16 protein-coding genes are annotated in these 24569 nt (G+C 56.1%); 15 read left to right on the forward strand and 1 reads right to left on the reverse strand.

Annotation, left to right across the window (positions count from 1 at the left end):
• The 6 genes from H6650_08965 to H6650_08990 form a co-directional block, all read left to right on the forward strand.
• The coding region (locus H6650_08965; protein MCB8952128.1) for a hypothetical protein at positions 1–789 on the forward strand (789 nt) is incomplete at its 5' end.
• Positions 790–1097: 308 nt separating this feature from the next.
• Positions 1098–2129, forward strand: a complete 1032-nt coding sequence (locus H6650_08970) for a hypothetical protein (protein MCB8952129.1) — start codon at positions 1098–1100, stop codon at positions 2127–2129.
• A gap of 569 nt (positions 2130–2698) precedes the next feature.
• A complete protein-coding gene (locus H6650_08975) occupies positions 2699–2959 on the forward strand; it encodes a helix-turn-helix domain-containing protein (GenBank protein MCB8952130.1) in 261 nt (86 codons plus the stop codon).
• A 326-nt stretch (positions 2960–3285) separates the two neighbouring features.
• Entirely contained in the window at positions 3286–4662 is a 1377-nt protein-coding gene (locus H6650_08980; protein ID MCB8952131.1) for a PD40 domain-containing protein, read from the forward strand.
• A 94-nt stretch (positions 4663–4756) separates the two neighbouring features.
• A complete protein-coding gene (locus tag H6650_08985; GenBank protein MCB8952132.1) occupies positions 4757–6010 on the forward strand; it encodes an RHS repeat-associated core domain-containing protein in 1254 nt (417 codons plus the stop codon).
• Positions 6011–6027: 17 nt separating this feature from the next.
• Positions 6028–6363 (forward strand): hypothetical protein, encoded by a 336-nt coding sequence (locus H6650_08990; GenBank protein ID MCB8952133.1) that lies wholly within the window; start codon positions 6028–6030, stop codon positions 6361–6363.
• Positions 6364–6512: 149 nt separating this feature from the next.
• On the opposite strand, the gene H6650_08995 is transcribed toward H6650_08990, so the two are convergent.
• Positions 6513–6755: a hypothetical protein gene (locus H6650_08995; protein ID MCB8952134.1), complete on the reverse strand. Its 243-nt coding sequence runs from the start codon at positions 6753–6755 to the stop codon at positions 6513–6515.
• Positions 6756–7015: 260 nt separating this feature from the next.
• Between H6650_08995 and H6650_09000 the strand changes: the two genes are divergently transcribed.
• The 9 genes from H6650_09000 to H6650_09040 all read left to right on the forward strand — a co-directional run bounded on the left by H6650_09000 (position 7016) and on the right by H6650_09040 (position 24286).
• Complete coding sequence (locus tag H6650_09000) at positions 7016–7576, forward strand: transposase (GenBank protein MCB8952135.1); 561 nt, start codon at positions 7016–7018, stop codon at positions 7574–7576.
• Positions 7461–8501, forward strand: coding sequence for a transposase (locus H6650_09005; protein ID MCB8952136.1), 1041 nt, complete (start codon positions 7461–7463; stop codon positions 8499–8501). The genes H6650_09000 and H6650_09005 overlap by 116 nt, the downstream gene beginning before the upstream one ends.
• Positions 8492–9259, forward strand: coding sequence for an ATP-binding protein (locus H6650_09010; GenBank protein ID MCB8952137.1), 768 nt, complete (start codon positions 8492–8494; stop codon positions 9257–9259). Before H6650_09005 ends, H6650_09010 begins: the two co-directional genes overlap by 10 nt.
• 61 nt (positions 9260–9320) lie before the next feature.
• Entirely contained in the window at positions 9321–9656 is a 336-nt protein-coding gene (locus H6650_09015; GenBank protein ID MCB8952138.1) for a hypothetical protein, read from the forward strand.
• A gap of 563 nt (positions 9657–10219) precedes the next feature.
• Positions 10220–15124: a PKD domain-containing protein gene (locus H6650_09020; protein MCB8952139.1), complete on the forward strand. Its 4905-nt coding sequence runs from the start codon at positions 10220–10222 to the stop codon at positions 15122–15124.
• A gap of 682 nt (positions 15125–15806) precedes the next feature.
• Positions 15807–17975 (forward strand): hypothetical protein, encoded by a 2169-nt coding sequence (locus tag H6650_09025; protein ID MCB8952140.1) that lies wholly within the window; start codon positions 15807–15809, stop codon positions 17973–17975.
• 230 nt (positions 17976–18205) lie between these two features.
• A complete protein-coding gene (locus H6650_09030) occupies positions 18206–18607 on the forward strand; it encodes a nuclear transport factor 2 family protein (GenBank protein ID MCB8952141.1) in 402 nt (133 codons plus the stop codon).
• Between the two features lie 371 nt (positions 18608–18978).
• Positions 18979–20457: an MFS transporter gene (locus tag H6650_09035; protein MCB8952142.1), complete on the forward strand. Its 1479-nt coding sequence runs from the start codon at positions 18979–18981 to the stop codon at positions 20455–20457.
• Positions 20435–24286 carry a PKD domain-containing protein gene (locus H6650_09040; GenBank protein ID MCB8952143.1) on the forward strand — a complete coding sequence of 1284 codons (3852 nt, stop codon included), beginning with the start codon at positions 20435–20437 and terminating at the stop codon, positions 24284–24286. Before H6650_09035 ends, H6650_09040 begins: the two co-directional genes overlap by 23 nt.
• Positions 24287–24569 lie beyond the last annotated feature (283 nt).

Raw genomic sequence — 24569 nt, forward strand, 5'->3', positions numbered from 1 at the left:
GTTGTGCCGGATGCCGGCAATCCCCAAGCCCATAACCGCTTTGCCTATGTTCTCAACAATCCTGTTATGCTGATTGATCCTACTGGTCATATTGCCTGTGATAATCCGAATCTGCCTCAAAATGATCAGCAAGCCTGTGAGTCTTCCTCGTCAGCATCTTCATCTGCCGGCACAACCATTATGAGAGTTGATGTGAACTTTCTGGAAATGTTTGGCTATAATGGTTTTTGGGAGATTCTGGTTCATGTTGATCCCAATGATCCTGAGTTGTTTGACTATGAAATTGCGGCTTATTCCCTTTGGCAAGAACACAAGGATTTCCACCCGGAGGTCCCTTTGTATAGGCAGTACACAACGTGGCAGAACTTCTTCAGAAAGTATGGGCGATTGGATGCCATAGGAATCGTGCAGACAATGTTCCATCGAGACCGGAGTCACAACTACAACTACTTTCGTGAAGTGATATTGCGCAATGATGATACGCAGTATGGTTACCCCGATAACATAGGGGGTATCAATAGGAATTCTTCTATATACCACGATTGGCTGGCGATAGCTTACGCGATTGACCGGGGTCTGCTCCCCGATTTGCTCAATGGTCGCCAGTTTTTCAACCATCGAGACACCAATTCTGATGTACGCAATAGCCTGGAGGTCTATCCCCGACAGCAACTTCCCGACTGTTGTCTGGACAGAGCCGCTTTTGGCTACCATTCTGGGAGAAAGGACCTGGTGTTAGACCCATATGTTGTGCAGCGATTGTTATGGCGATGGTCACACGCCCAGTAGCCACAACATTGAAGGGAACCCATGATCAGAGGGAGACAGTAATAATGAGAATTAGAATCGTTGTGCTGATTAGTATCTTGAGTATCTGGCTGATACTTCAGTCAGCATGTGTTTCTTCCCAACCAACACAGGGGCCAGCTCTGACTATTGTGCTAACGGAACCTTCCCCGATTCCGATTATTGCCCCTCTTGGAACACTGACACCAACTGTCTCAGCTACGCATAATGTCCTGACTGCAACGCCTACGTGGCCAGAGAGGAGCGCCACGTCACTAGCATCTACCTTACCTCTATCCCAAACAACCCCCTTGCCTCCCGTTGCTTTTGAACTGGCGTATGTAGTCACACTTGCAGAGAATGGTTTGCGGTATTCGCAATTACGGCTATACGATTCAGAGACAGGTCAGGATAACGTCCTTTACAGAACCCAACCTGGCTCAGTTATTCTGACTGATGACGTGGACTGGCGTCCCAACCATCTTGATGAACTATGCTTTACCCAGATTGAGCCAGACCGTACCTGGGCTTTGTGGTGTTATCAACGCATCAGTGCCGAGGCCAAACAGATGACCAATCCATTCCCTGCCGGTTTCGGGTTCATGCAAGACTGGTCTCCGAATGGGGATTGGCTGACCTTGCTGAGCCAAGAGTTTCCCAATGCGCCTGAGGATGCTTTCTATTGGCTGGTAAACATTGAAACCCAGAGGGCTTCGACAATTGATTATGCTTATCGCGCATTTGCCTGGGACCCTCTCGTGCCAGGGCAGTTTATTCACTATTGGAAAGACTGGACTCAGCTACAAATTAGGGATGCAAACGCAAAGCGACTGATCAAGACCATCAAGATTGATTTCTCAGATTTTTCCATGTCAAACATTCGATCTGGTTTTAGCTCCAACATTGGCGGTTTGGCATGGCAAGCATCTCCGCAAAGACTTTACGCAGCGGTACGTGAGGAAAGTGGTCACTTGTACCAGTATGATTTCATGGAGAGACAGTGGAGGTATCTGGACAACTTTCGCCAAACCGGCACCTGTTGCTCAGATTTTGGGCTTTCCCCAAGCGGAGAGTGGTTGGTTTTTGCGGATGGGGGGTATCAACAAGAAAAAGTGTACTTGCTCGACACGACCGCCGATGAGCCTGAACTCCGCCAGGCTTTTTCGGGCGAAATCGTCATCGTGGTTGGTTGGGCAGCAAAGCCGGAATTGTTAGCGTTATGGGGCCAGAATAGACTGTGGTTAATTGATCCTCAGTTTCCAGAAAATAGAAGGATGATTCTTGACCTAAACTCCATCGGATTAGCCGATTATTACGGTTTCGATGTAAGATTTAAGGAATAAAGACGAGAGATAGCTGGTAAGAACATTGCCGCCGCGGAGAGCGATGACATCGGTTGGCTATTTCGTCTTTCGGAATGTGTCAATAGTTTTGAGACACGAAAACCGATAAATTAGAGAGCAATGTCTCGCTCATTGGGCTGATGGACAAGTGGAAAACGCTCCACAGGCTCCGCGTTTCCCACTTGCCCACAGAGCCCCTACGACGGTTGCTCGTCACCCACCTGCTGAGGCGGGTTAATCCAAACGGCCGTTGCCAGCTTCGGCGCCAACGGCTGTCCCCGCAAAAATCATTCTGGATGTTGCGCATTCGTGGCGGCCAGCACAGCCTGGCGTTGGGCCGTCAATTCCTCGGCCACATCAAATATCCAGTCTTATGAAAAACTCCTTTTGCCTAAAGCTCTTCTCATTTTTCGGGCGATAATGCCCAGGTAATTTTCACCCATCAGCCCAGGTGGTTTTCGCCCAAACAGCCCAGGCAGATATTTGCGGCCAAACAGCCCACCCCGATTGTGCCAAACCGGCTCATCCAGTAGCCTTCTGGAACGATATCAAACGTTCCAGGAGGAAAGATGAGAAGGAAAAACATCGTGGAAATCATGGCCATGCTTCAGCACCTACGAGCTGGAGCCAGTAACAATCAGATCAAACAGGAATTGAAAGTGAGCCGGCACACGGCCCGCGCCTATCGGCAATGGGCCACTGAGCATGGGTTGCTGGAAGGAGCGCTGCCGCCGATTGCCGAACTGGAACGGCTGCGTGCCGCATCGTTTGGACAGGCGCTGCCGTCGCCAGGTTGTCAGATGGGAGGAATACAATCCTTCCCGCCGTAGCAGCGCGCCGATGCCGCCTGACCATTCCCGGCATTTCTCGGCTTCTTCCAATACCCACCGCTTGTAAGCGGCGGTAAAGGTGCGCCGGTTCGTGTTCTTGGTACGCGGCAATACTTCCGGGTCGGGTCGGTCGTCGGGTCCAATGCCATTTTTGCTGAGTTTGTTTGCCTGTTTTTGTGTCATGATGTTCCTCTTCGCCCATGAATTCTACACTAAATTCTGAGTCTGAAGTGTCCCACTCTATATTGACACAATGGGGCAACAAGCAAGAATCATTACCTCACTCCTGGATTGTTTCCCTACCTAACTCGTTAATGAGGCTAATTATGACATTTCAACCTTTTAATTATCGCGTTTTGTTCTTTTCCTGTGCAGTATTTACCATACTCATGCTTTTAGTATCATGCAGTTCAATGAATAGGCTTACAACCCAAAGGCCAACTCAGGATACGAGAAAAGTCACCACAACTTCGGTTCCTATTCTGCCTACAGATAAAACACCCTTATTGCCAGAAACTGCCGATCTTCCCGTTTCTCCAACTATTTTGCTTCTCCCAAGTCCGACTCGTGATGCCTTTACTGCAACGCCCTCTCCAAGGTCAATTGCCAATGCTTCTTCTACACCCTCTTCTATTGGCGCTGTTCTTCAAGATGAAATCAGGCTGGCCTTTATGCAAGTAATTGAGCATGAACAAGCAAAGACCTGGCAGATTTGGGTAACAAACAGCATATATGATGAACCTCATCTTGTAACGACACTTGCTAACGATATAGTACCCTTTAATGAGCAACTTGTATGGTCGAATAATGGCAATTACCTAGCTTTTTCGCACTATACTCGCGACAGGGAATTGACTGTTAGTATACTGGATGTACATAGTGGTACACTCCGTCAATTAGAATATACGTCCCGCCCTTATTCACCAGACGTTTTGGAACATTATACAGTTTTGTTCCCTAGCAGTTGGTCAATAGACGATACTTGGTTAACGCTGACTGTATGGTATGCTACTGACGATTCTGGGGGACAACTTGAACGAAGTGTTTTGGTTAATGTATTGACAAATGAGGCTAAAGAACTAGCGCCGCAGATTAATTTTGGCGCTTGGTCCCCTACACATCCACATCAGTTTGTTTACGTTTATCGACCACTCTATCCGAACATTGGTAAAGAAAAAGTCTATGTAAGAGAAGCAAGTATTGACACGCCAATCATCAGTTTTGAAAGTTTGGACGCTTTTCAGGCAACCATTGTCGTACATATGATCTGGTCGCCTGATGGCCGATATATTCTCTATCAAGCAGATGAAGATATTTCGGTAGGCAATTTGTTAAAATTCAAACCTGCTATTTTACGGCTTGATATTGAACAAACAGATTGGGATCCCTTGCCTATTGTACAAGAACACCTTTCGTCTGCCCTTGCTGCTTGGTCTCCTGATGGACGTTGGGTCGCTTTTCATGGCCCAAAACTGTGGGGGGCCATGACACAAGTGACCGATGTCATCAATGTGAGTACTATTTCTGATGGCGTCGTAAAGTCATGGTTGCCTGATAGCAGCGGCTTTATTTGTCAAGAAGACAATAGATTCTTTTTTGTCAATGTTGACCATCCAAACATGCCTCTTAAGATATGGGATGCTGCTGATTACGACCTCCCAAGTGATTCTCAAATAAGTATGTGGGTAATTCCTCATCAATAAATGGTATTCTTGACAACCGATAATAGTTCTGCTTGTCGTTGGGCGCAATCCGCTTGGCGAAAAACAAACTGCGGGGTAGTGTCATGAAGCGGGGATGATAGATGGGAACGAACCACCCATCATCCTCATCGTCGCCGAGCAGCCCGCCACTGGCTGGCTGCTGCTCCCCGACAGCTACACCTGGCGCGCCCGCTCCTGCGCGGACGAAGATTGCGTCCAGGCCGGCCTCTGGCCCGAAGCCTTGCAACCCGAAGGTTTGCCCTTCACCTACGAAGACGCCGCCCCCCCGACGCCACAAAGCCCACAAGCACCCGGCGGCATCAACAGCGGCTACACCATCACCCGCCGCGGCACCTACTTCCTCGCCGGGCAAGCCGTCGCCATACGGCAAGTCATCCCCAGCGAGACCAACAACCTGCTGCACCTGCACACCGACCATTTGGGCAGCAACAGCGTCATGAGCTATAACAATAGCGGGGGCATGGTCGGCGGCAGCCGCACCCGCTACCTCCCCTTCGGCGCCTACCGCACCGCCCCCACCCAAACCTATACCGACCTGGGCTACACCAGCCAGAAGCACAACGACGACCTCGGCCTCATCTACTACAATGCGCGGTATTACCTGCCCGGTGTCGCCCGCTTTGCCAGCGCGGATACGATTGTGCCGGATGCCACAAACCCCCAAGCCTTCAACCGCTACACCTACGTTCTCAATTCACCGTTTACATTGATTGACCCTTCGGGACATAGACCATCGGATGGCTGTGATTATGAAGGCTGCTCACTTCTCAATGGTTTCGACTCTGACAGCACGTGGCAAGCACCAGATGGTACTCAAACCCCATGGGATCCGGTGGTAGCCAGCGACCAAGATTACAATCCAATTACGGAGGCAGTAATTCCTGCAACTGTGACATTGCTTGGTGTGGCCGCTTTGCCAACAGTAATAGGATACTTTGCAGGAGAGTTTATTTGGCCAGCAATCACTACAACTGGAACCTCGATTGCTTCATGGCTATGTCTAGATGGAGATTGTCTAAATGAATTAGAGATCGCTACTGAAAAGTTGAATTATCTTCTTAATTCACAAGGCAAAATGGGTGGGTTCGAAAGGTTGGGATTTACAAATGGAAATGCCGAGGCTCTCCAGAAGACACTGTATACCATAGGACAACAAATAGATACGTCCATCGGCGGACAAATAACTGAATATGGGGTTAAATTCACACAATCAGCAGAAATTTATGGGCCAAACGGGGTGATTGGCCGAATCAATACAGTTTGGCAAATTGACAAGGGAGCAACAGCTTTGCGGTTCATAACCGGATGGGCTGAACCATTCAAGTGATATGGAGAACTGACCCAATGCTCAAGAATTCATTAGAAAAAGGGAACGACCATTGGAACCCGTTTCAAAATGGCTCAACTATTGGAATGAAAGGTTCTGAACGAGGAATAATAATAAGGGACGAGGAACACGATCTGGGAGCAAGAATTACCCTTGAGAAGATTGACACAGGTGCACCTTATCGAATAACGTCCAGCATTTGTGGCTGGATGATTCACACATCCTTTTTTTCAGATGAGGTGCGGGCAATATCTGCCTACGATGTAATGAAGTTAGAATTGAATAATATGCTATTGGAAAAGGATGAAATCAACCTGGCTCAGAAAATCAGCAAATTTATCCAAGAGTTTTAATCTCTTTTCCGTAAATGGGGTTTGAATTTTGGTGCTTCAAACCCGAAATCAGGCCTTTGCGAGCCGGATAGCTTCGTATCCAGGCGGCAAATGTGCCGTAACCGAAGCCTTCTTAAAAAGTTGGTTGGAAAGTGGCAGACCAACTTTTTTTAATGCTTCATCAGGCGTCCATACGTCGGTTTGACAGTTCTGTCCCAGAAGCCAGTCCGGATTGGCGGTAGGGTCGCCGCCAGATATTTCAATAGCGACCCGAAAATCATGGTCAGTGCCGGCAAGCGCGTGAGCGCGGTCGGGTGGTGGACATAATGCCGACCGCCGCCACCAGACAAAATGTACTTGCCCGTTTGCGGAACTCCTTCTATCGGCCAGCGTTCTGGATAAACCGCCTGCATGGTCTCATTTTTCGGGCGATAATGCCCAGGTAATTTTCACCCATCAGCCCAGGTGGTTTTCGCCCAAACAGCCCAGGCAGATATTTGCGGCCAAACAGCCCACCCCGATTGTGCCAAACCGGCTCATCCAGTAGCCTTCTGGAACGATATCAAACGTTCCAGGAGGAAAGATGAGAAGGAAAAACATCGTGGAAATCATGGCCATGCTTCAGCACCTACGAGCTGGAGCCAGTAACAATCAGATCAAACAGGAATTGAAAGTGAGCCGGCACACGGCCCGCGCCTATCGGCAATGGGCCACTGAGCATGGGTTGCTGGAAGGAGCGCTGCCGCCGATTGCCGAACTGGAACGGCTGCGTGCCGCATCGTTTGGACAGGCGCTGCCGCCACAGAACGTGTCAACGGTGGAACCGTACCGGGGATTTGTTTTGGACTTGTACGACCAGGGAGTGGAGATGGCGGCCATCTATCAACGGCTGGGCGAGCAAGGATTTACGGGCAGTTACTCAGCAGTGTATCGTTTTGTTCGCCGGGAACGGGCGAAACGACCAGAAGTAACGGTCCGGGTGGAATGTCAACCAGGCGAAGAAGCGCAGGTAGACTTTGGCTATGCCGGGTACATGATAGATGTGGAAAAAGGCAAGCAACGCAGAAGCTGGGCGTTTGTAATGACCCTCTCCTTCAGTCGCCACCAATACGTGGAATTTGTCTTCGACCAGAAACTGGCTACCCTTCGGCGTTGCTCAGGGCAGGCTCTGGCTGCGCCTGCACCGCAACGCCCTCTCCTTTTTCGGCGGCGTTCCGCGGCGCATCGTCATTGATAATCTCAAAGCCGGCATTGCCCAAGCGTGTTGGGAAGACCCACAGCCACAACTGGCTTACCGGGAATGCGCGGAACACTACAGCTTTCTCATATCGCCCTGCAGACCGAAGACCCCACAGCACAAAGGCAAGGTAGAACAGGGTGGCGTTCACTACGTCAAACGCAACTTCCTGGGCGGGCGGGAACCCACGAGCCTGCTCCAGGCCAACCAGGATGTGCGTACCTGGTGTCTGACGACAGCCGGGCAGCGGACGCACGGTACGACAAAAAAGTGCCCCCTGGCTCAGTTTGAGAACCTGGAAAAGGTCGCCTTGCAGCCGCTGCCCAACGCACCCTACGACCTGGCTGTTTGGAAAAAGGCCAAACTGCACGACGACTGCTATGTGGTTTTTGACAACGCCTACTACTCAGGCCCTTTCCGGCTGGCAGGCGAGCATCTGTTAGTGCGCGGTGGCAGCCGGGAAGTACGGCTCTACACCAGCGATTATCAGTTGGTGGCTACCCACGAACGGGCGCAAGAGCCGGGGCAACGGCAAACCCATCCGCATCACCTGCCGCCGGAGAAGGTGGCCGGGGTGTTCCTGACACGGGAGACCTGCCAGGCCGCTGCTGCCGACATCGGTCCGGCCACGGACGAGGTGGTGCACACCTTGCTGGCCGACGCCACGCTGGAACGGCTACCCATGGTACGTCGTTTGTTGGCCTGGCGGGAACGAGTCGGGGATGACCGGCTGGAAGCGGCTTGTCGCCGTGCTCTGCGCTTTGGCGACCCCAGTTACAAAACGGTCAAGGGCATCTTGCAACAGGGATTGGAGTCCGCGCCAGACCCGGAACCGGTGACGGAAGCGCCGGCAGCCAAAGCGTTTGTGCGCAATGCGGTGGAGGTGTTTGGTGAGAAGTTGGGAGGGTTGTCATGGAACTGATGCACCAGATGCAACCCTATCTGAAGCAACTCCGCCTTTCTGGGATTCTGGAGACACTCACAGCCCGCAACCAGCAGGCCATAGATGGGCAGTGGACCTACATCGAGTTCCTGTCCCGACTGCTGGAGGATGAGGTGGAGCGGCGGGCGCAGAAACAGTTGGCGCCGCGGCTGCGGCGCGCGGCCGTCAACACCACCAAGACGCTGGAAAACTTCGATTTCAGTTTCAACCCTAACCTGAACCGACAGCGCATCCTGCAACTGGCCGGCTGCGATTTCATCCGCCAGAAACGCAATCTGCTCATCTGCGGCCCAACCGGCGTCGGGAAAACCCATTTGAGTCAGGCCCTTACCCATGCGGCAGCCCGGCTGGGATTCAGCGCCCTGTTCATCAACACCCACAAGATGTTGCAGCATCTCCACGGCGGTCGCGCCGATGGCACCTGGGAGCGGCGCTTGCAGACCTATCTGCGGCCGGACCTGCTGGTGTTGGACGATTTCGGTCTGAAGCCTTTGCGGTCGCCGGCGACAGAAGACTTGTACGATGTTATCAATGAACGATACGAAGTCGGCAGCATCATGTTGACTAGCAATCGTTCGCCCAGTGAATGGCCCGACCTGTTTGGTGACCCGCTCTTGGCCAGCGCTGGCCTGGACCGTCTGGCGCATGCGGCTGAAGTGTTGGTGATAGAAGGCGGCAGTTACCGCGCCAGAGGTCGCCAGCGCCTGGAAGAGGAGGTGCAAATTGCCGTGACCTGAAGCCATCTGCTCGTCAGTTTGAGCCGAGAAACGTAGGGTAACTTTTCAGGAAGCGTAAACCATGGCCCATACAACGCCCAAAGTGATGAATAACCGATTGTACTTGCCGGACTGTACCGAGCCGGTTTGCCCGGTTGAGTCCCCAGCCTGGTTCGACTGGCTGCACGAGGCCCGCTGCTTCCGCTATTACAGCCAACAGCGGCACAATGTCATCCGCGGTTACGGTCCTGTCTTCGCCCCGATTTCTCTGCGCAAGGAAAAGCGTCGTCGCGGTTGCCTCTGGTATGCGTATCGCCGGTCCTATCGTGTTTTGTACAAGCGGTACGTGGGCAAGACGGAAGCGTTGACCCGTGACCGGTTAGAGGAAATTGCCCGGACGCTCAATGAGGTTGATTGATTTTGTGGAAAGCGGGTTTGTCACGATTTACGAGAGCGAATTTGAGTGAATCGCGCTTTCTTGTCACTCGTGTGGCAAATCACCGCAACTTCGAGAAAATCCGCCTTTGATACGACTACTGAAAAACCCTACGTAACACATCCATAATACATGCAAATTTGCTTGCGAAGGGGTAAAATACAGTTACAAGCTATCCTCAAAGGTGCATCGTTCGTGCCTGCCCACGGCGCGTCGCCAATCACTTCACCGTCGAGGAGCCTGAAGGAATAGAGAATATGCCGGCATCTTCCCCTGAAGCCATTAGCAAACCCACACCCTAACGCCTGACTCGGTGCTCATTTCTTGGCCCTCTCACAAACAATACAGCCCCATGCCCTAATACAGTTCTTAACGGTCTTGCGGCATAATGGACACACGCTCCCCAGAGTAATTATGTTTATGCGTGATGATCTTTTCCTGGCGCCACTCAGTCAAGATACACTGGCAAGCCGTTTCTAGCGTATTTGGGCGGAAGATGTAGACATACAGGGTACGACATGTTTCTCCAAATACGAAAAAACAGTGTGCGACTGCTCCTTGCCGCGGCAATTGGACTCTGCCTGACTGTGGGAACCTACCTGACCACCCTGGCAGCGGATCGCTTCTCCCCAACTCACGTCTCCACCGCTCCTCCCAGTCCGGGCGATTTCATCCAGACAGTCCCGCAAGGTTTTGGCAATCCGGAAAATATGTGGGCGTGGGGCATGGTTTGGTGGCGCGAGCATTTATACGTAGGCACAAGCCGCAACTTCAACTGCGCGGACACCCTGGCGCAGGCGCGCAACTCCTTTGGCATCGTCATCTATCCTCCATCAGACCCAGACCTGAACTGTCCCGAAGACCCGCTGGCAATAGATATGCGCGCGGAAATCTGGCGCTACACACCCACGACCGATTATTGGGAGCGCATCTACCAATCTCCCGTGGCCACGGTCAACAAATACACCGCGCTTGGCGGTTCCATCACCGATCCCGTCATCGTCACAATTCCCATCAGCCCTACCAACGTCGCCGTAGACCTGGGGTATCGGGGTATGGTTGTTTTCACGGAACCGGACGGGACGGAGGCCCTCTATGTAACCGCCATCAGCACGGGATTCGTGGGGTACGACGTGGGCGCGCCGCGGATATTGCGCTCCACGGATGGCGTCAACTTCGCGCCTTTGCCGCGCGACCCGGGAACGGTGTTGGGCAGCTATGACAAAACCAGTATGCGCAATCCCATCGTCCACACGGGCAGCGACGGCGTGCCACGCCTGTACGTGCAGGGCGGCTCCAGCCGCGGCGCAGGTGAGGTATTTGAGGCCACGGACCCGGTGGGCGGCAATGACAATTTCCGCCAGATTAGCCCGGAAGACATGAATGTGAGTGCGATGGGGTCGTTCAACGGGTATTTGTACCTGGGAACACATGATCGCACGAATGGGTTCTCCCTCTTCAAGATGGACGTGGACGGCGGACCGCTGCCATACAGTTACACGACGATCATGGAAGATGGGGGTTATTTACCGGCGGAACTCAAACCCAACAACGAGCTTCTCAGCATGACGCCCTACGATGGGGCGCTTTACATCGGCGGCAATGGAGTCAGGTTTAATCAATTTGGTGCGGATAACGTGCCGGCGGAACTGTTCCGCCTTTACCCGAACGATTCCTGGGACGTCGTCGTCGGCCTGGAGAGGGCCGACACCCCCGACGGCCCCAAAGTCCCCTTGAGCGGCCTCGGCCCCGGCTTTGGCAACGACTACAACGGCCACATGTGGCGCATGAGCGTCTACAAAGGGGATCTCTACGTCAGCACGCTGGACACCGACTACATCTTCAAAGACGACAACCCACCGCCAGACATCATCGCCAAGATGGGCTTCGACCTCTGGCGCAGCGAAGACGGCATCACGTTCACGCCAGTCACTACCGATGGATTCAGGGCAAACATCATCGATCCCGGTTTCCCTCGCCCGGACCTGCACGTGGGCGCGTTTGACATTGGCGGGCGCACCCAGTATGTCACGCCCAACGGCCTCTTCCTGGGCACGGTCAATCCCTTCCGCGGCCTGCGTATATGGCAAACGCAGCTTCCCCCGGACAGCGTCTCGCTTAGCGGACCGGGCAACCTTGCCGGCAACACCGTCTACACCTTCACCGCGCAGGCAGCCCCGCTGACGGCCACCGTTCCCTTCACTTACACGTGGTCCGCCACGGACCTGCCCGAAACCATTGTCCACCAGAATACGCTCAGCGACACGGTTGGCCTGAGTTGGAATAGCGCCGGGGTCAAAACGGTGGCCGTATCCATCACCAATCGCCTGGGCGTCGTCCGCGGTGCCTCGTTTGACGTTAACGTGGTTGCCGCCGCCGCCAATACCGCGCCCACGAACATTGAAATTGCCGGCATTTCCCTCGGCTACTTCCATCAACCATACACCTTCAGTGCCGACATCTTGCCCCTGAACGTAACGCAGCCGGTGCAGTACACCTGGACGGCTACGGACCAGTCCCCACAAAGCAGCAGCGGCGGCGTCAACAGCCAGGCCACGTTTACCTGGAACACGCCCGGCACAAAAACCATCACCGTGACGGCGGACAACGGCGTGGGGTTAGTCAGCGCCAGCCGGACGGTAGACATCCTGGACTGCCAGCCCATCACGACGGCGACGATCACACGGCAGCCGACGGGTGACGTGTACACGGATGCGACCACGCTTTTCCAGGCACAGACCGGCGGCGGAACCGTCCCCTACCATTACGCCTGGGCGCTAAACGGCACAGCGGTGGGTGAAGATAGCAGTCAACTGCTGCTGGTAGATGCACCTGCCGGCATTCAAACCCTCTCCCTCACCGTTTCCAACGCCTGCGGCCAGCAAGAAGCGGCGCAAACCTTCCTCGTCTACACCGGTCTGAGCAACCAACTGGAGCTATCCACCTCCAGCGCCCTGGCCACGCCCGCCAACGTCGCACCGGGCGCGTTGCTCACCTTCACCGTTCTCCTGCGCAACACCGACACGCCCCTGATAGCCGCCCTGCTCAACCCCATCCCCGCGCATACAGCGTACGTGCCCGACAGCGCCACGATCTCGCATGGCGAAGTGCTGCTGACAGACCAGGGCCTCATCTGGTCCGGCAAGTTGCGTCCCGGTTCGACGGTGATTTTGCGCTTTCAAGTGGTCGTGGACGCCGCGCCCATGCCGGCAGGAACCCCCATCATCAACCAAACCTTCATCGGCAGCGACATCAGCCGCTACGATCAGATCATCACCACAGCGGCGGTGTACGATCCCGATTCCCGACTGCGCATCAACAACGACACCCACTTCACCAACGTGCCCACAGTCACCCTACGCTACGCCTGGGACGAAGGCAGCGACATCGCTTATGTGAAGTTCAGCAACGATGCCGGCTTCGGCAACGGCGCGGAAGCCAACACCACGCCCTGGCTGCCTGTGGACCCCGGCGACCCCACCGTGAGCGACTGGTCCCTGCCTTTGACGCCTCCCGCTTTTATTCCCCGCACTGTCTATGCGAAGTTTGGCAACGATTCAGGGCTGGAATACGCCCCCCTGGTCACGGCCCACATCATTTACGACGCCGCGCCCCCCGAAATAACAAACATCAGCGTCAGCGAACTCTCCGCGCCGGCGTCCGCGCTGGTGCTACTGCGCATTACGGCACATGATGACACCAGCGGCGTTGCTTCGCTGGACGTCAGCGGCGACCCGGATTTTGGCGTGTTTTTCACCGTTCCGGCAACAGGCGACAGAACCGTGGTTGCCTGGGACCTGGCAGATGGGGTGAACATCTATGTGCGCGCCCGCGACGGTGCCGGCAATTTGAGCGAGGTCGGCATGGGCAGCGCGGTCGCCGTCGGCCAGGTGGCGATCAGCGGCCCGGCCGCAGGCACGGTGAACACGCTCTACAGCTTCACCGCAAACGTCCAGCCCCTGACCACGACACTGCCCGTGACCTACACCTGGCAAACAACCGGGCAGCCCCTCGTCACTCAGGTGGGCGAACTGAGCAGCACGGTCAGCTATAACTGGATTACGCCCGGCGTGAAGACGATTATGGTCACGGCGCAAAATCTGCTGGCGACGGTGACGGATTCCTATACGATCACCATCCAGGCCCCAGACATCGTGGTTGCGCCCACCTCCCTGGCGCAAACGCTCACCTCCGGCGAGAACGACACGCAATCGCTGACGATAGACAACGTCGGCGGCGGCACGTTGAACTGGTCACTGGGAGAAATCCCGCCGACGGCTTGGCTCAGCGGTACGCCCACGAGCGGCAGCATTAGTGGTGTGGGAAGCCAGATTGTGACGGTGACGTTCGATGCCGGCATTCTTTCCGCCGGCACCTACAACAGCACCTTCCGCATCCAGAGCAACGATCCCGGCCAGACCATCCTGGACATCCCCGTCGTCCTCACCGTTCTGCCAAAAGGCCCCATCATTGCCATCTCCCCGGACAGCCTGCCCCTGTCCGTCACCACCGGGCAAAGCACCAATGAAACGCTGACCGTGAGCAATATCGGCGACGAAAACCTCACGTGGAGCGTCACCGCCGACCCCGACGTGGATTGGCTGGAGGCGGATGTAGCCGGCGGCGTTATCCTGCCCGCGCAATCCCAGGCGCTAAACATCACCGTGGACGCCGCCGCCCTCACGCCCGGCAGCTACAGCACCACCCTGCACATTGACAGCAATGATGGCGATCAGCCCACCGTGGACGTGCCCGTGACGCTCACCGTCCTGCCAGTAGGGCCGGTGCTGACATGGGAACCCGCGACGCTTGTCGCTACCGTGGTCAGCGGCGACGCCACGGCGCTGACGTTGTTGTTGGGCAATGCAGGCGATCAGGCGCTGACCTGGAACCTGGCAGAGTCGCCAACAGTTTCCTGGCTATCGCTGAACGCCACCGGCGGGACCATCACCGACGGCGGCGAGACAAGCGTGCAGGTGACGTTTGATGGCAGTGGATTGGCGGCAAACAGCTACGCCACGACTCTGGTTCTGACCAGTAACGACCCACAGGCGAGTTCTGTTTCCATTCCCGTCACGTTCTCGGTGCTACCAACGCCCGCCGACGTGAACGTGAGCAGTACGACGATTTCCGCGACGCTGGCGCGGGGTCAATCGAGTGAGCAAACGCTCACCATCCAAAATGCGGGCGGCACGGAACTGAGCTGGAGTCTCAATCCCGTGGGAACGATTAGCTGGCTGACGATTGTTCCGGACAGTGGAACGGTAGGAGCGAATGAAAGTGTGGAGGTGGCGTTGGGGCTAAATGCCGGCACGCTCGCCCCCAACACCTACACCGCCACCATCCGGCTCATCAGTAACGACCCGGATCAACCCAGCATAGACCTGCAAATCACTTTGACAGTCACGTCCGGTTACTACGAGGTCTTTGTCCCCGTCATCCAAAGATAGGTATCAATGAGCAGGGCGCGCAGACCTGGCGGTGGTGAGGGTTCGTGACCATGCGTGGACGGCAACCAGCGGAAATCGTCGTCCACACCAAACTAAAAGGCTATCCAGGAGACAAAGAAACTATTCACAATCACGCTCAACTTATGGTAAAGTAGAAGCATGGTAACTACTAACGCTCTCCAGAAACCTAGTCCAATCTGGCTTAGCAGTTACAAAGCATCATTCTGGAACCCGAAAAAGCTGAACGAGGATGATGCTTTTTGCACAGTATCGCATTTATGCGTACAATCATTTCTCTTGAGGAGACAAGCAATACGGGCCAGACCTTGCTTCCGCAAGCCTCATGGCGACCCACCACCAGTCAGCACCACACACCTTTCCAGCGCACAATCACGGCCACCGTTTTACCCCGCGCCAGACATCGTGTATTCATTACAGCTCAGTGGCGCAAGGTGTTAAACACAAGTAACGACTAACGCCCTCTAGAAAATTGGTCCAATCTGGCTTAGCAGTTACAAACACTAAAAATGACCTCCTGATCGGACAACGCGCCGGAAAAGCGCGTCAAGCCCAAACCGTTCTATCATGAACTGCTGGCAAGTGGCGGCAACTATCATCTACATCAGGAAAATCAATCAGTCAACCCATCAAACAGGCAACATTCATTAGTTTTGGAGGGATCATGAACCAACAAAGAAGTTCATTCCGCAAAGTCAGGCTTGTCTTACTCGTATTTCTTGCGGCAGGCTTACTCTTTGCCGCCACCGGACTGGCAATGGCCGGCAGCCCGCCGCTTGAACCAGGTGATTTTTCCGAAGCAGCCGACCAGGGTTTTGGGCAGCGCGCAAACGGTTGGGCCTGGTCAATGCAATGGTGGAATGGCTATCTTTATGTTGGCACAAACCACAATTGGCATTGCGCGGAAGTGCTGGCTCAGGCTCGCAACTCCTTCGGCATCATCACTTATCCGCCTGACGACGTGGACATTGATTGCCCCGCGGATGAGTTGGCCATCGACATGCGCGCCGAAATCTGGCGCTGGGACCCGAACACAGACATCTGGGCACAGGTATATGTCGCCCCAACGCAGGTCTTCACCGAGTACACGCGCATCGGCGGCACCATCATCAATCCCATAACCGAAACGATCACCATCCCGCCCACGGACATTGCCATTGACATTGGTTATCGTGGTATGGCTGTGTTTGAAGAGCCGGATGGGACGGAAGCGCTTTACGTCACGGCCGTCAGCCCCAGCTACGTGGGCTACAAAACCCCGCCGCGCGTGCTGCGCTCAACCGATGGCCTGAATTTCACCGCCCTGCCCCAAGACCCGGGCACGGTGCTGGGCAACATTCGCAAGACCAGCATCCGTAACCCAACCGTCCATGTGGGTAGCGACGGCGTCAGACGACTCTATATCCAATCAGGCAGCAGCAAGGGCAGCGGCTCTCTATTTGAAGCGGCTGACCCTGCCGGTGGTAATGACAACTTCCGCAAAGTGCAGCCAGAAGATGGACAGGGTGACTACTACAAAGTCAGTTCCGCCATCTCCTGGGAAGGGTATCTCTATCTGGGTATCCGCGACACCCAGACGGGTTTCAAGGTCATCAAGATGGACGCCACCGGCGGCGCTTTGCCCTACCCCTACGAAATCGTCATTGACGAAGGCGGCTATGCCAGCTACGCCGCGGCAGACGTACTCAACGTGGAAATCCTGAGTATGCAGATATACGACTGCTATCTCTACGTCGGCGGCAACGGCATCACCATCGGCACCATTCCCGGTCTTAACGACCCGGCGGAGTTGTTCCGCATTCAGAAGGATGGGAACTGGGAACTCGTCGTGGGTGAACCCCGCGTGGGCACACCCATTGGCGATATTGATCCCCTGAGTGGCTGGCCCGCCGGGTTTGGCAACAACTACAACGGCCATATGTGGCGCATGGAGGTGCACAACGGGCATCTTTATGTGACCACGTTTGATGGAAGCATCACGGAAAAGGACAACAATCCGCCGCCGCCCATTTTGCAGGTGATGGGTTTTGACATGTTCGAGACGGGTGACGGCGTCAATTTCTCGCCCGTGACCATCGATGGTTTCTCCGACCAGATCAATGATCCGAACCCGCCGCGCCCCGACCTGAACCTGGGTGCGTTCGACTCCGGTGGGCGCACGATGGCTTCCACCTCGTCTGGTTTGTTCCTGGGCACGGCCAACTACTGGTATGGTTTGCGTATCTGGAATGCGCCCGAACCGGCGTACCCGATGGAAGTGACCATTGATGGCCCGGCAATAGCGATTGTGGGGCAGCCGACGGATTACACGGCGTATGTGAACCCACCCACGGTGACGGTTCCCATCACTTACACGTGGGACGCGACGGATCAGCCGACAATTGTGCATGCGAATGCCGGCATTTCCGACACCGTCACCTACATCTGGGATACCACGGGCATCAAATACATCACGGTCCGCCCGGAAAACGCCAACACGCGCGAATGCGCCTGCATCATGATCGAGGTGCTGCCCGCCGAACCGACGCCCACGCCCACCAACACCCCTCCCGCGCCCACACCCACCAACACGCCCCCCGCGCCCACACCCACCAACACCCCTCCCGCGCCCACGCCCACCAACACCCCCCCCGCGCCCACACCCACCAATACACCCCAGCCTGGCCCCACGGTGACGCCCACGCCCACCGAACCGGCGACAGGCGTCGGTCTGAGTAGCTTTGATGGTGGCAACGGCGGTGGCAGCGTCTCGCCGTGGCTGGCGCTGGGACTCCTGCTCCTGCCGGGTGCAGCCTGGGTCATCAACCAGCGGCGGCGGCAGCAACCGCGGTAAGGGACCGTGTCCGTAACAGCTCACCCTCTCGTAGGCTGAGCTTATGAAAGCCCTTGTCGAAGCCCCTATTGCCTGCGGCAGGCTCAGGCAACGGACTTAAGACTCACCAGGATTGGTTCATTCTTGGAGAATGAACCAATCTGATCATCTGAAATGTTACATTGAAAATGGACCCGTCTTCTGGTGCAATCCGGGAGACGGGTTCAGTTGGCATAAGGGATTATTTCGTTGTGACGGATGTTGTTGTTCTGGAGCAAATGGTCAGGCATTATCTGCAAGCTTTAGGCAAACTGGACCTGGAAACGTGTATCAGTTATTATGCGGATAATGCGGTGATCCATTTCATGACCGGCGAATATACGGGTAAAGATGAAATCACCGCCTGGCACCGCGAGCGCTTTGAGAACGAACTGCGCGCGGAGTCCATTGAACGCATCCAGGGCAATGGCAACCAGGTGAACGCAGAGATGATTGTCTCTTCCAGGCGACTGCGCAAATGGCGCATCAACAAAGTCCGAGGCAGGGGTACGTTCCTGTTTGACGAGCAAGATAAAATCAAGGACGTTCGTTTCTCGCTGATAACGCCCAGTTTCACGGGAAGCGGACACAGTAAGGAGCAATCCCGCACTTGACCCGATAGGCAAGGAAAGCTCCTGTTTGATGGTCATTTGGGCCTGGCCTTTCTTGGGAGGAAATGTCATCGGCGCGGCTGCACGCCCGGTTGCGGCCATCACACCTGATGACAGGGGCCAAAACGTCCTCAAGATTGACCATTTGTACGTCATTTATCAGGGCAACCGGCGACAAACCACGTGTTTTACACAGCGCGACACGGGCCAATTCGCACGAGTGCGTTGCAAAATCGTGGTTTTCAGTGTATGTGATGTTGACCTGTAGTCCCATCCACGGCTGTAACCGGATAGGCGTTACAAATTTCCAGGGAAACTGGCGCGGTCTTGGAGACTGCCCAGTCCGATAAGTGCATAACGTCTGAGGAGATGTGATGACCACCTCTGAACTCATGCCCACGGCAAGCCGCTCGGCATCCACTGCTTTTCCCCCGCTGACCATGCCCACCAAAATCATTTACGGCATTGGGCAGATAAGCAACTCCATCAAGACGTTCGCCTTTGGCGCTTTTCTCCTATTTTTCTACACGTCGGTGATGGGACTGCCGGGCACGCTGGCGGGTCTGGCGACAACCATCAGCCTCTTTTGGGATGCCCTCATCGACCCTTCCATTGGTCATCTATCCGACAAGGCGAATTTTAGCATGGGCCGCCGCCACGGCTTCATGCTGGTGGGCGCGGTGGGCATGGGATTGTCGTTTTTTGCGATTTTCAACCCGCCGGCGGGTTTGGGAAATGGCGGGCTGTTTTTCTGGCTCATCGGCAGCAATTTCTTCCTGCGCACCTCCAACTCGCTGTTCGTTGTGCCGTATCAGGCGCTGGGCGCGGAGTTGGCACAGGATTACCAGGAACGGACGTCGATTGCCGGCATTCGTTCTTTCCTCGCGCTCCTGGGGACAGGCCTGGCCTTCTCCTCCCTCTCCCTTTTCTTCCCCAACGATGGCTCCGGTGTAGACCCCAAATTTAACCCGAATGGCTACCTGACGATGGCCGTCACCTTTGGCATACTCATGGCCGTCACCGGACTGATTTCCACGTTCGGCACACTGCGCGAACGATATCGTCTGCCGAAACGCGCGCCCTCCTCCGAAGGCGAGCTAGGCTTCCTGGAAAACCTGAAGATTTCTATCACCAATCGCTCTTTCCTCTCCCTCACCCTCTCCTCCGCCCTCTACTTCCTGGCCAGCGCCGTCACCACCACCGTCGTCGTCCACTTCCTCACCTACTACCTGAAAATCAGCGACCCGGCGGCCATCAGCCTATTCCAGGCAGCCTTCTTCGTCGGCGGCGTTCTGGGCGTCGTCTTCTGGCTGCGTGTATCGCCCCGTCTGGAGAAGCACCGACTCTACTTCATCACGATCCTGATCACCAGCCTGCTCACCGGCTCCGCCTATTTCCTGCTGGGCCAGGGGCATCTCTTTGGCACGGGAAACCTGCGACCACTGCTAGTACTCTATTTGCTGGTGGGTTTCTTTGCCGGGGCGTTCTGGTTTTTGCCGGCATCCATGATTGCCGACATCGTAGACGAAGACCGCCTGCACACCGGCAAAAATCGTGAAGGCGCCTACTTCGGCATTGACTCCTTCTTCCAACAACAGGCCGCCGGGCTTGCTATCTTCGTGTCCGGCGTCTTACTCGACCATTTTGCCGGCCTCATCGCCGGTCAAGAAATCCAGAGCGCCGTCACAGCCACCCGTATCGGCCTCATCTTCAGCCTGGTTCCGGCGGTTCTTTACGCTGCTGCCGCGTTTCTCATCCTGCCCTACAAACTGACGCGCCAACGGGTCAAGCACATTCAGGCAGAGCTTGCCCCAATACAAGAGGATTCAAATGAAAGCGAGATTACCGCGTAAGCGACTGTTACTGCTCCTGCTCACCCCCCTCCTGGCAGCGAGCATATTCTTCTGGCGGCCCCCATCCGCGCTGGCCGCGCCCACCCCGGCGCCCGTCCCCATTCCACAAAGTTGTCTTGAAGCCAACGTCTTCTACGGCGCTGTTCCCCCAGGCGGCGAAAATGCGCCTGTCCTCGTCTTTGTCCACGGCTACGGCGGCCAGGCCATCGACTGGTGGTTCTTCAACTTCGGCTCCGGCTTCAACGACATGTACGACCTGGCGTATGCCGCCGGTTATCGCACCGCCTTCGTCACCGACAACCTGAACAGCGAAGCGCCCGACTGCGACGTGCCCCGCCGTCCCGTCATCTCCGTTTTCGACGCGGGCGCCATCCTCAGCCAGCAGTTGGCGTTAATCACGGCCCATTACAACGTTGACCAGGTAAGCATCGTGGCTCACTCCAAAGGCGGCGTGGACACACAAGCGGCCCTCGCCTTCTACGGTGCGGGAGACAAAATCGCCAATGTGTTCACCCTTAGCAGCCCGCACCAGGGGGAAATCCTGGCGGACCTCGTCTGGAGCGCCAGCGACATCCCCGGCCTGGGCGACCTGCTGGCTTTCTTTGGCCGGGATGAGGGTCTGCGTACGCTGCGCGTAAACAACATGAAGGTCTTCCGCCTCTACGTAGATGAGCTGCCCGTTCACAATAACATCAGCTACTACTCCGCCGCGGGCACCGGCTGGCAAGGTTCCGGGGGCATCACGGAAATTGGCGGCCTGATTCTGCAAATTCTGGGATATGACAACGATGGGGTGGTGACGGTGGAAAGCACCTACCTGCCCTACGCGCGGCCTTTCTTCGTAGCCGATTACAACCACAACGAGATTTACCAGGGGCACAATGTTTTCCACTACATTCAGGATGTGCTGGAGGCGCAGCCGCTGGTCGCGGAACTGGCAGGCGCAACCACGGGGGCCACGAACACGAGCTACTCGTTTACGGCCTCCGCACAGCCGATTACGCTGACGGTCCCGCTGACCTATACCTGGGAAGTGACGGGGCAGCCGCCGCTTACGGTGGCGGGCGAGCGGGAGAATACGGCGGCGTTTAGTTGGACGAATGCCGGCACAAAAATCATCAACGTCACCATCAGCAACCGGTATGGCAGCGCCTCCCAATCCATGAACATCGACATCGCCGCGCCCACGCCAAACACCGGCCCCACCAACGTGACCATTGATGGCGATGACCGGGCAAATGCCGGCACAGCCGCCACCTTCACCGCCAACGTCACCCCCCTCGCCAGCAGCCAACCGCTGCAATACACCTGGAGCGCCACCAACCAGGGAACCGTCATCCATAGCAATGGCCTCAACGACAGCGTCACCTTTACCTGGAGCAGCACCGGCATCAAAACAGTCTCCGTCTCCGTCAGCAACGGCGTCGGCACCGTGGGGTCCAGTTTCAACGTCAACGTCGGACGTCCACCAACGACCCTCAACATTAGCGGCCCCACCGTGGGCAGCACCAACACGAACTACAACTACACAGCCACCGCCAACGCCAACGTCTCCAGCCCGGTCTCCTACACCTGGAGTACCGTTGACCACGACGACGTGGAGCAAATTGGCGGCAGCAGCAATACGCTGGGCATTAGCTGGCCGGAGAGCGGCCAGCAACCCATCGCCGTGAAAGCGGAAAACGCCTGGGGCAGCACCGTCGCCTTCTACACCGTGGACATTCAAACGCCGCCCATCACCGTCACGCTCAGTGGGGACGCCATCGGCGTCATCAACACCACCCACTTCTTCGACGCGAATACCGAACCGCCGGAAACGACCGTCCCCCTCACCTACACCTGGCAGAGCAGCGGCACGCCGGCGCAGCTTACGCAGACCAACGACCTCAGCGACCAGGCGGGCTTTGTGTGGGGCATTCCTGGAACGCAATCCGTCTCCGTGACGGCGGCCAACGCCGGCGGCGGCACGGCGGACAACGCAACCATCGACATTCAGCTCTGGGACCCTGGCGTCGCGCCCAGTTCACTGCAAGTGAGCGGCCCCACCGATGGCCTCATCAACACCCCGTACCAGTTCGTGGCCGCCGTGACGCCGCTGAAGGCGGCGCAGCCCGTGACCTACGTCTGGCAGATCAACGGGCAAACGGTGCGCACGCAGCAGAGCGGCGGCAACGATGTGACCACGTTTAGCTGGCCGGAAGGCGGCTCCTACGAGATCAGCGTCACGGCCACCAACGACTATGGCTCCGTCGGCGACAGCCTGACGATTGAGGTGGTTTCGCCCATCAGGAGCGTCACGGCCAACTGGCCGGATGTGCTGCCGCTCAATGGCAGCTATGATTTTGTAGCCGCCGTGCAGCCGGTGACGGCCACCACGCCGATTACGTACACCTGGTGGACGCCCGACCTGTACAACGAGGTGATCCACGTCACCGACGCCCTCACGGATACGTTCACCTACGCCTTCACCACCACGGGAGCAAAAGCGTTTGCCGTGACGGTGAATAACGGCGCGGGAGACGTACAAACTTCGACGACGATTGAGGTGATCCGGCCTGTCACGAGCGTTGGCGTCGATGGCCCCATCAGCGGTATCATCAACAATGACTATACTTTTACGGCAACGGTTTTGCCGGCAAATGCCACCACCCCCGTCGATTATGTCTGGGAAGCCAGCGACCAGGCCCCCGTGGTCCACACAGGCGATCTTAGCGACGAAATCAGCTTCGCCTGGAGCAGCGGCGGCACGAAGACAATCACGGTCACGGCCAGCAACGGGTTGAATAGCTACAGCGACAGCATGACCATCGAAATCGCGGAAACCGTCATGCCGCCAGAAGCAGTCACCCTCGACGGTCCTACCAGTGGCGCGGTGGGCATGAGTTACACCTTCACCGCCGACGTGACGCCCCTAACCACCACCACACCGCTGACCTACACCTGGGAAGCGACCGACATGATGCCTACGGTGCGTGGTGGTGGCCTCAGTGACGCCATTGATTTCACCTGGACGAATGCCGGCATCAAAACCATCACCGTCATGGCGGAGAACGAGGCAGGCAGCGTCAGCGACACGTTTACCATCGTCATTGACGTCCCCGTCACCGCGCCCGCCGACGTGGAAATCAGCGGCCCGCAAACCGGCTTCACCGGCATCGCCTATGACTTTACGGCCGGCGTTACGCCGCCAACAACGACGTTGCCCGTCACCTACACCTGGACGGCCACGGGGCAATCGCCGGTCGTCCACAGCGGCGCATTGAGCGATGGCGTCTCCTTTACCTGGAACACCGTTGGAACGAAGACGATCATGGTGACGGCGGAGAACGACGCGGGCAGCGTCAGCGCCAGCACGACTATCGTCATCAGCGCCGTGGATGTGGCCCCAACCAGCGTCGATCTGGCAGGCGCAAATGACGGCGATGTTGATGTGAGTTACACCTTCTCGGCGGAAGTGATGCCGGCAAACACAACCACCCCCCTCACCTACGAATGGTCGGCTACGGATCAGGCAAACGTAGTACATACGGGGGGGCTTTCCGATTCGGTTAGCTTCAGTTGGAGCAGCGCAGGCATCAAGACAGTATCGCTTACGGTGTATAATAATGCCGGCACGGTCACGCAGTCCACGACCATCAAGATTGCCGAACCGGTTTACAACATCTACCTGCCCTTTGTAGTTGGCTCATCCGCGCCCGGCGACGCGGCGGCGCAGATGCCGAAGCCATCTGGCGGGCTTCTGGGGCACGGCGCCGGCAAGGCGCAAGCTGCCCTCAAACCGATTCCCGTCTATCTTGTCCAGGTAGCCATAGCCGCCAAACCCGACTGAAGCGGCCCCGGAAAATACCAGTTCTGCATTTAACAGGTATGACACACTATGCCCAACATAGTGCGTCATACCTCGTCGCATGTCGCAAATGAACCCGCAGCTAAGCTGAATGTGAATGAGACGTTCAGATCAGTTAAGCGCAATACAAAATTCCGCGAAAGAGTCTATAATAACTCGCTTGAGTGCTGAACAGAAGGCTGTCAGAAAGACGGTGGACATTGGCCACTTTGCGCAATGGCCCTGCCGCAAGCCACGCACGACCCGAATTGCCCTTTATGGGAGG

The organism is Ardenticatenales bacterium (genome assembly GCA_020634515.1).
Classification (GTDB): Bacteria; Chloroflexota; Anaerolineae; order Promineifilales; family Promineifilaceae; genus JAGVTM01.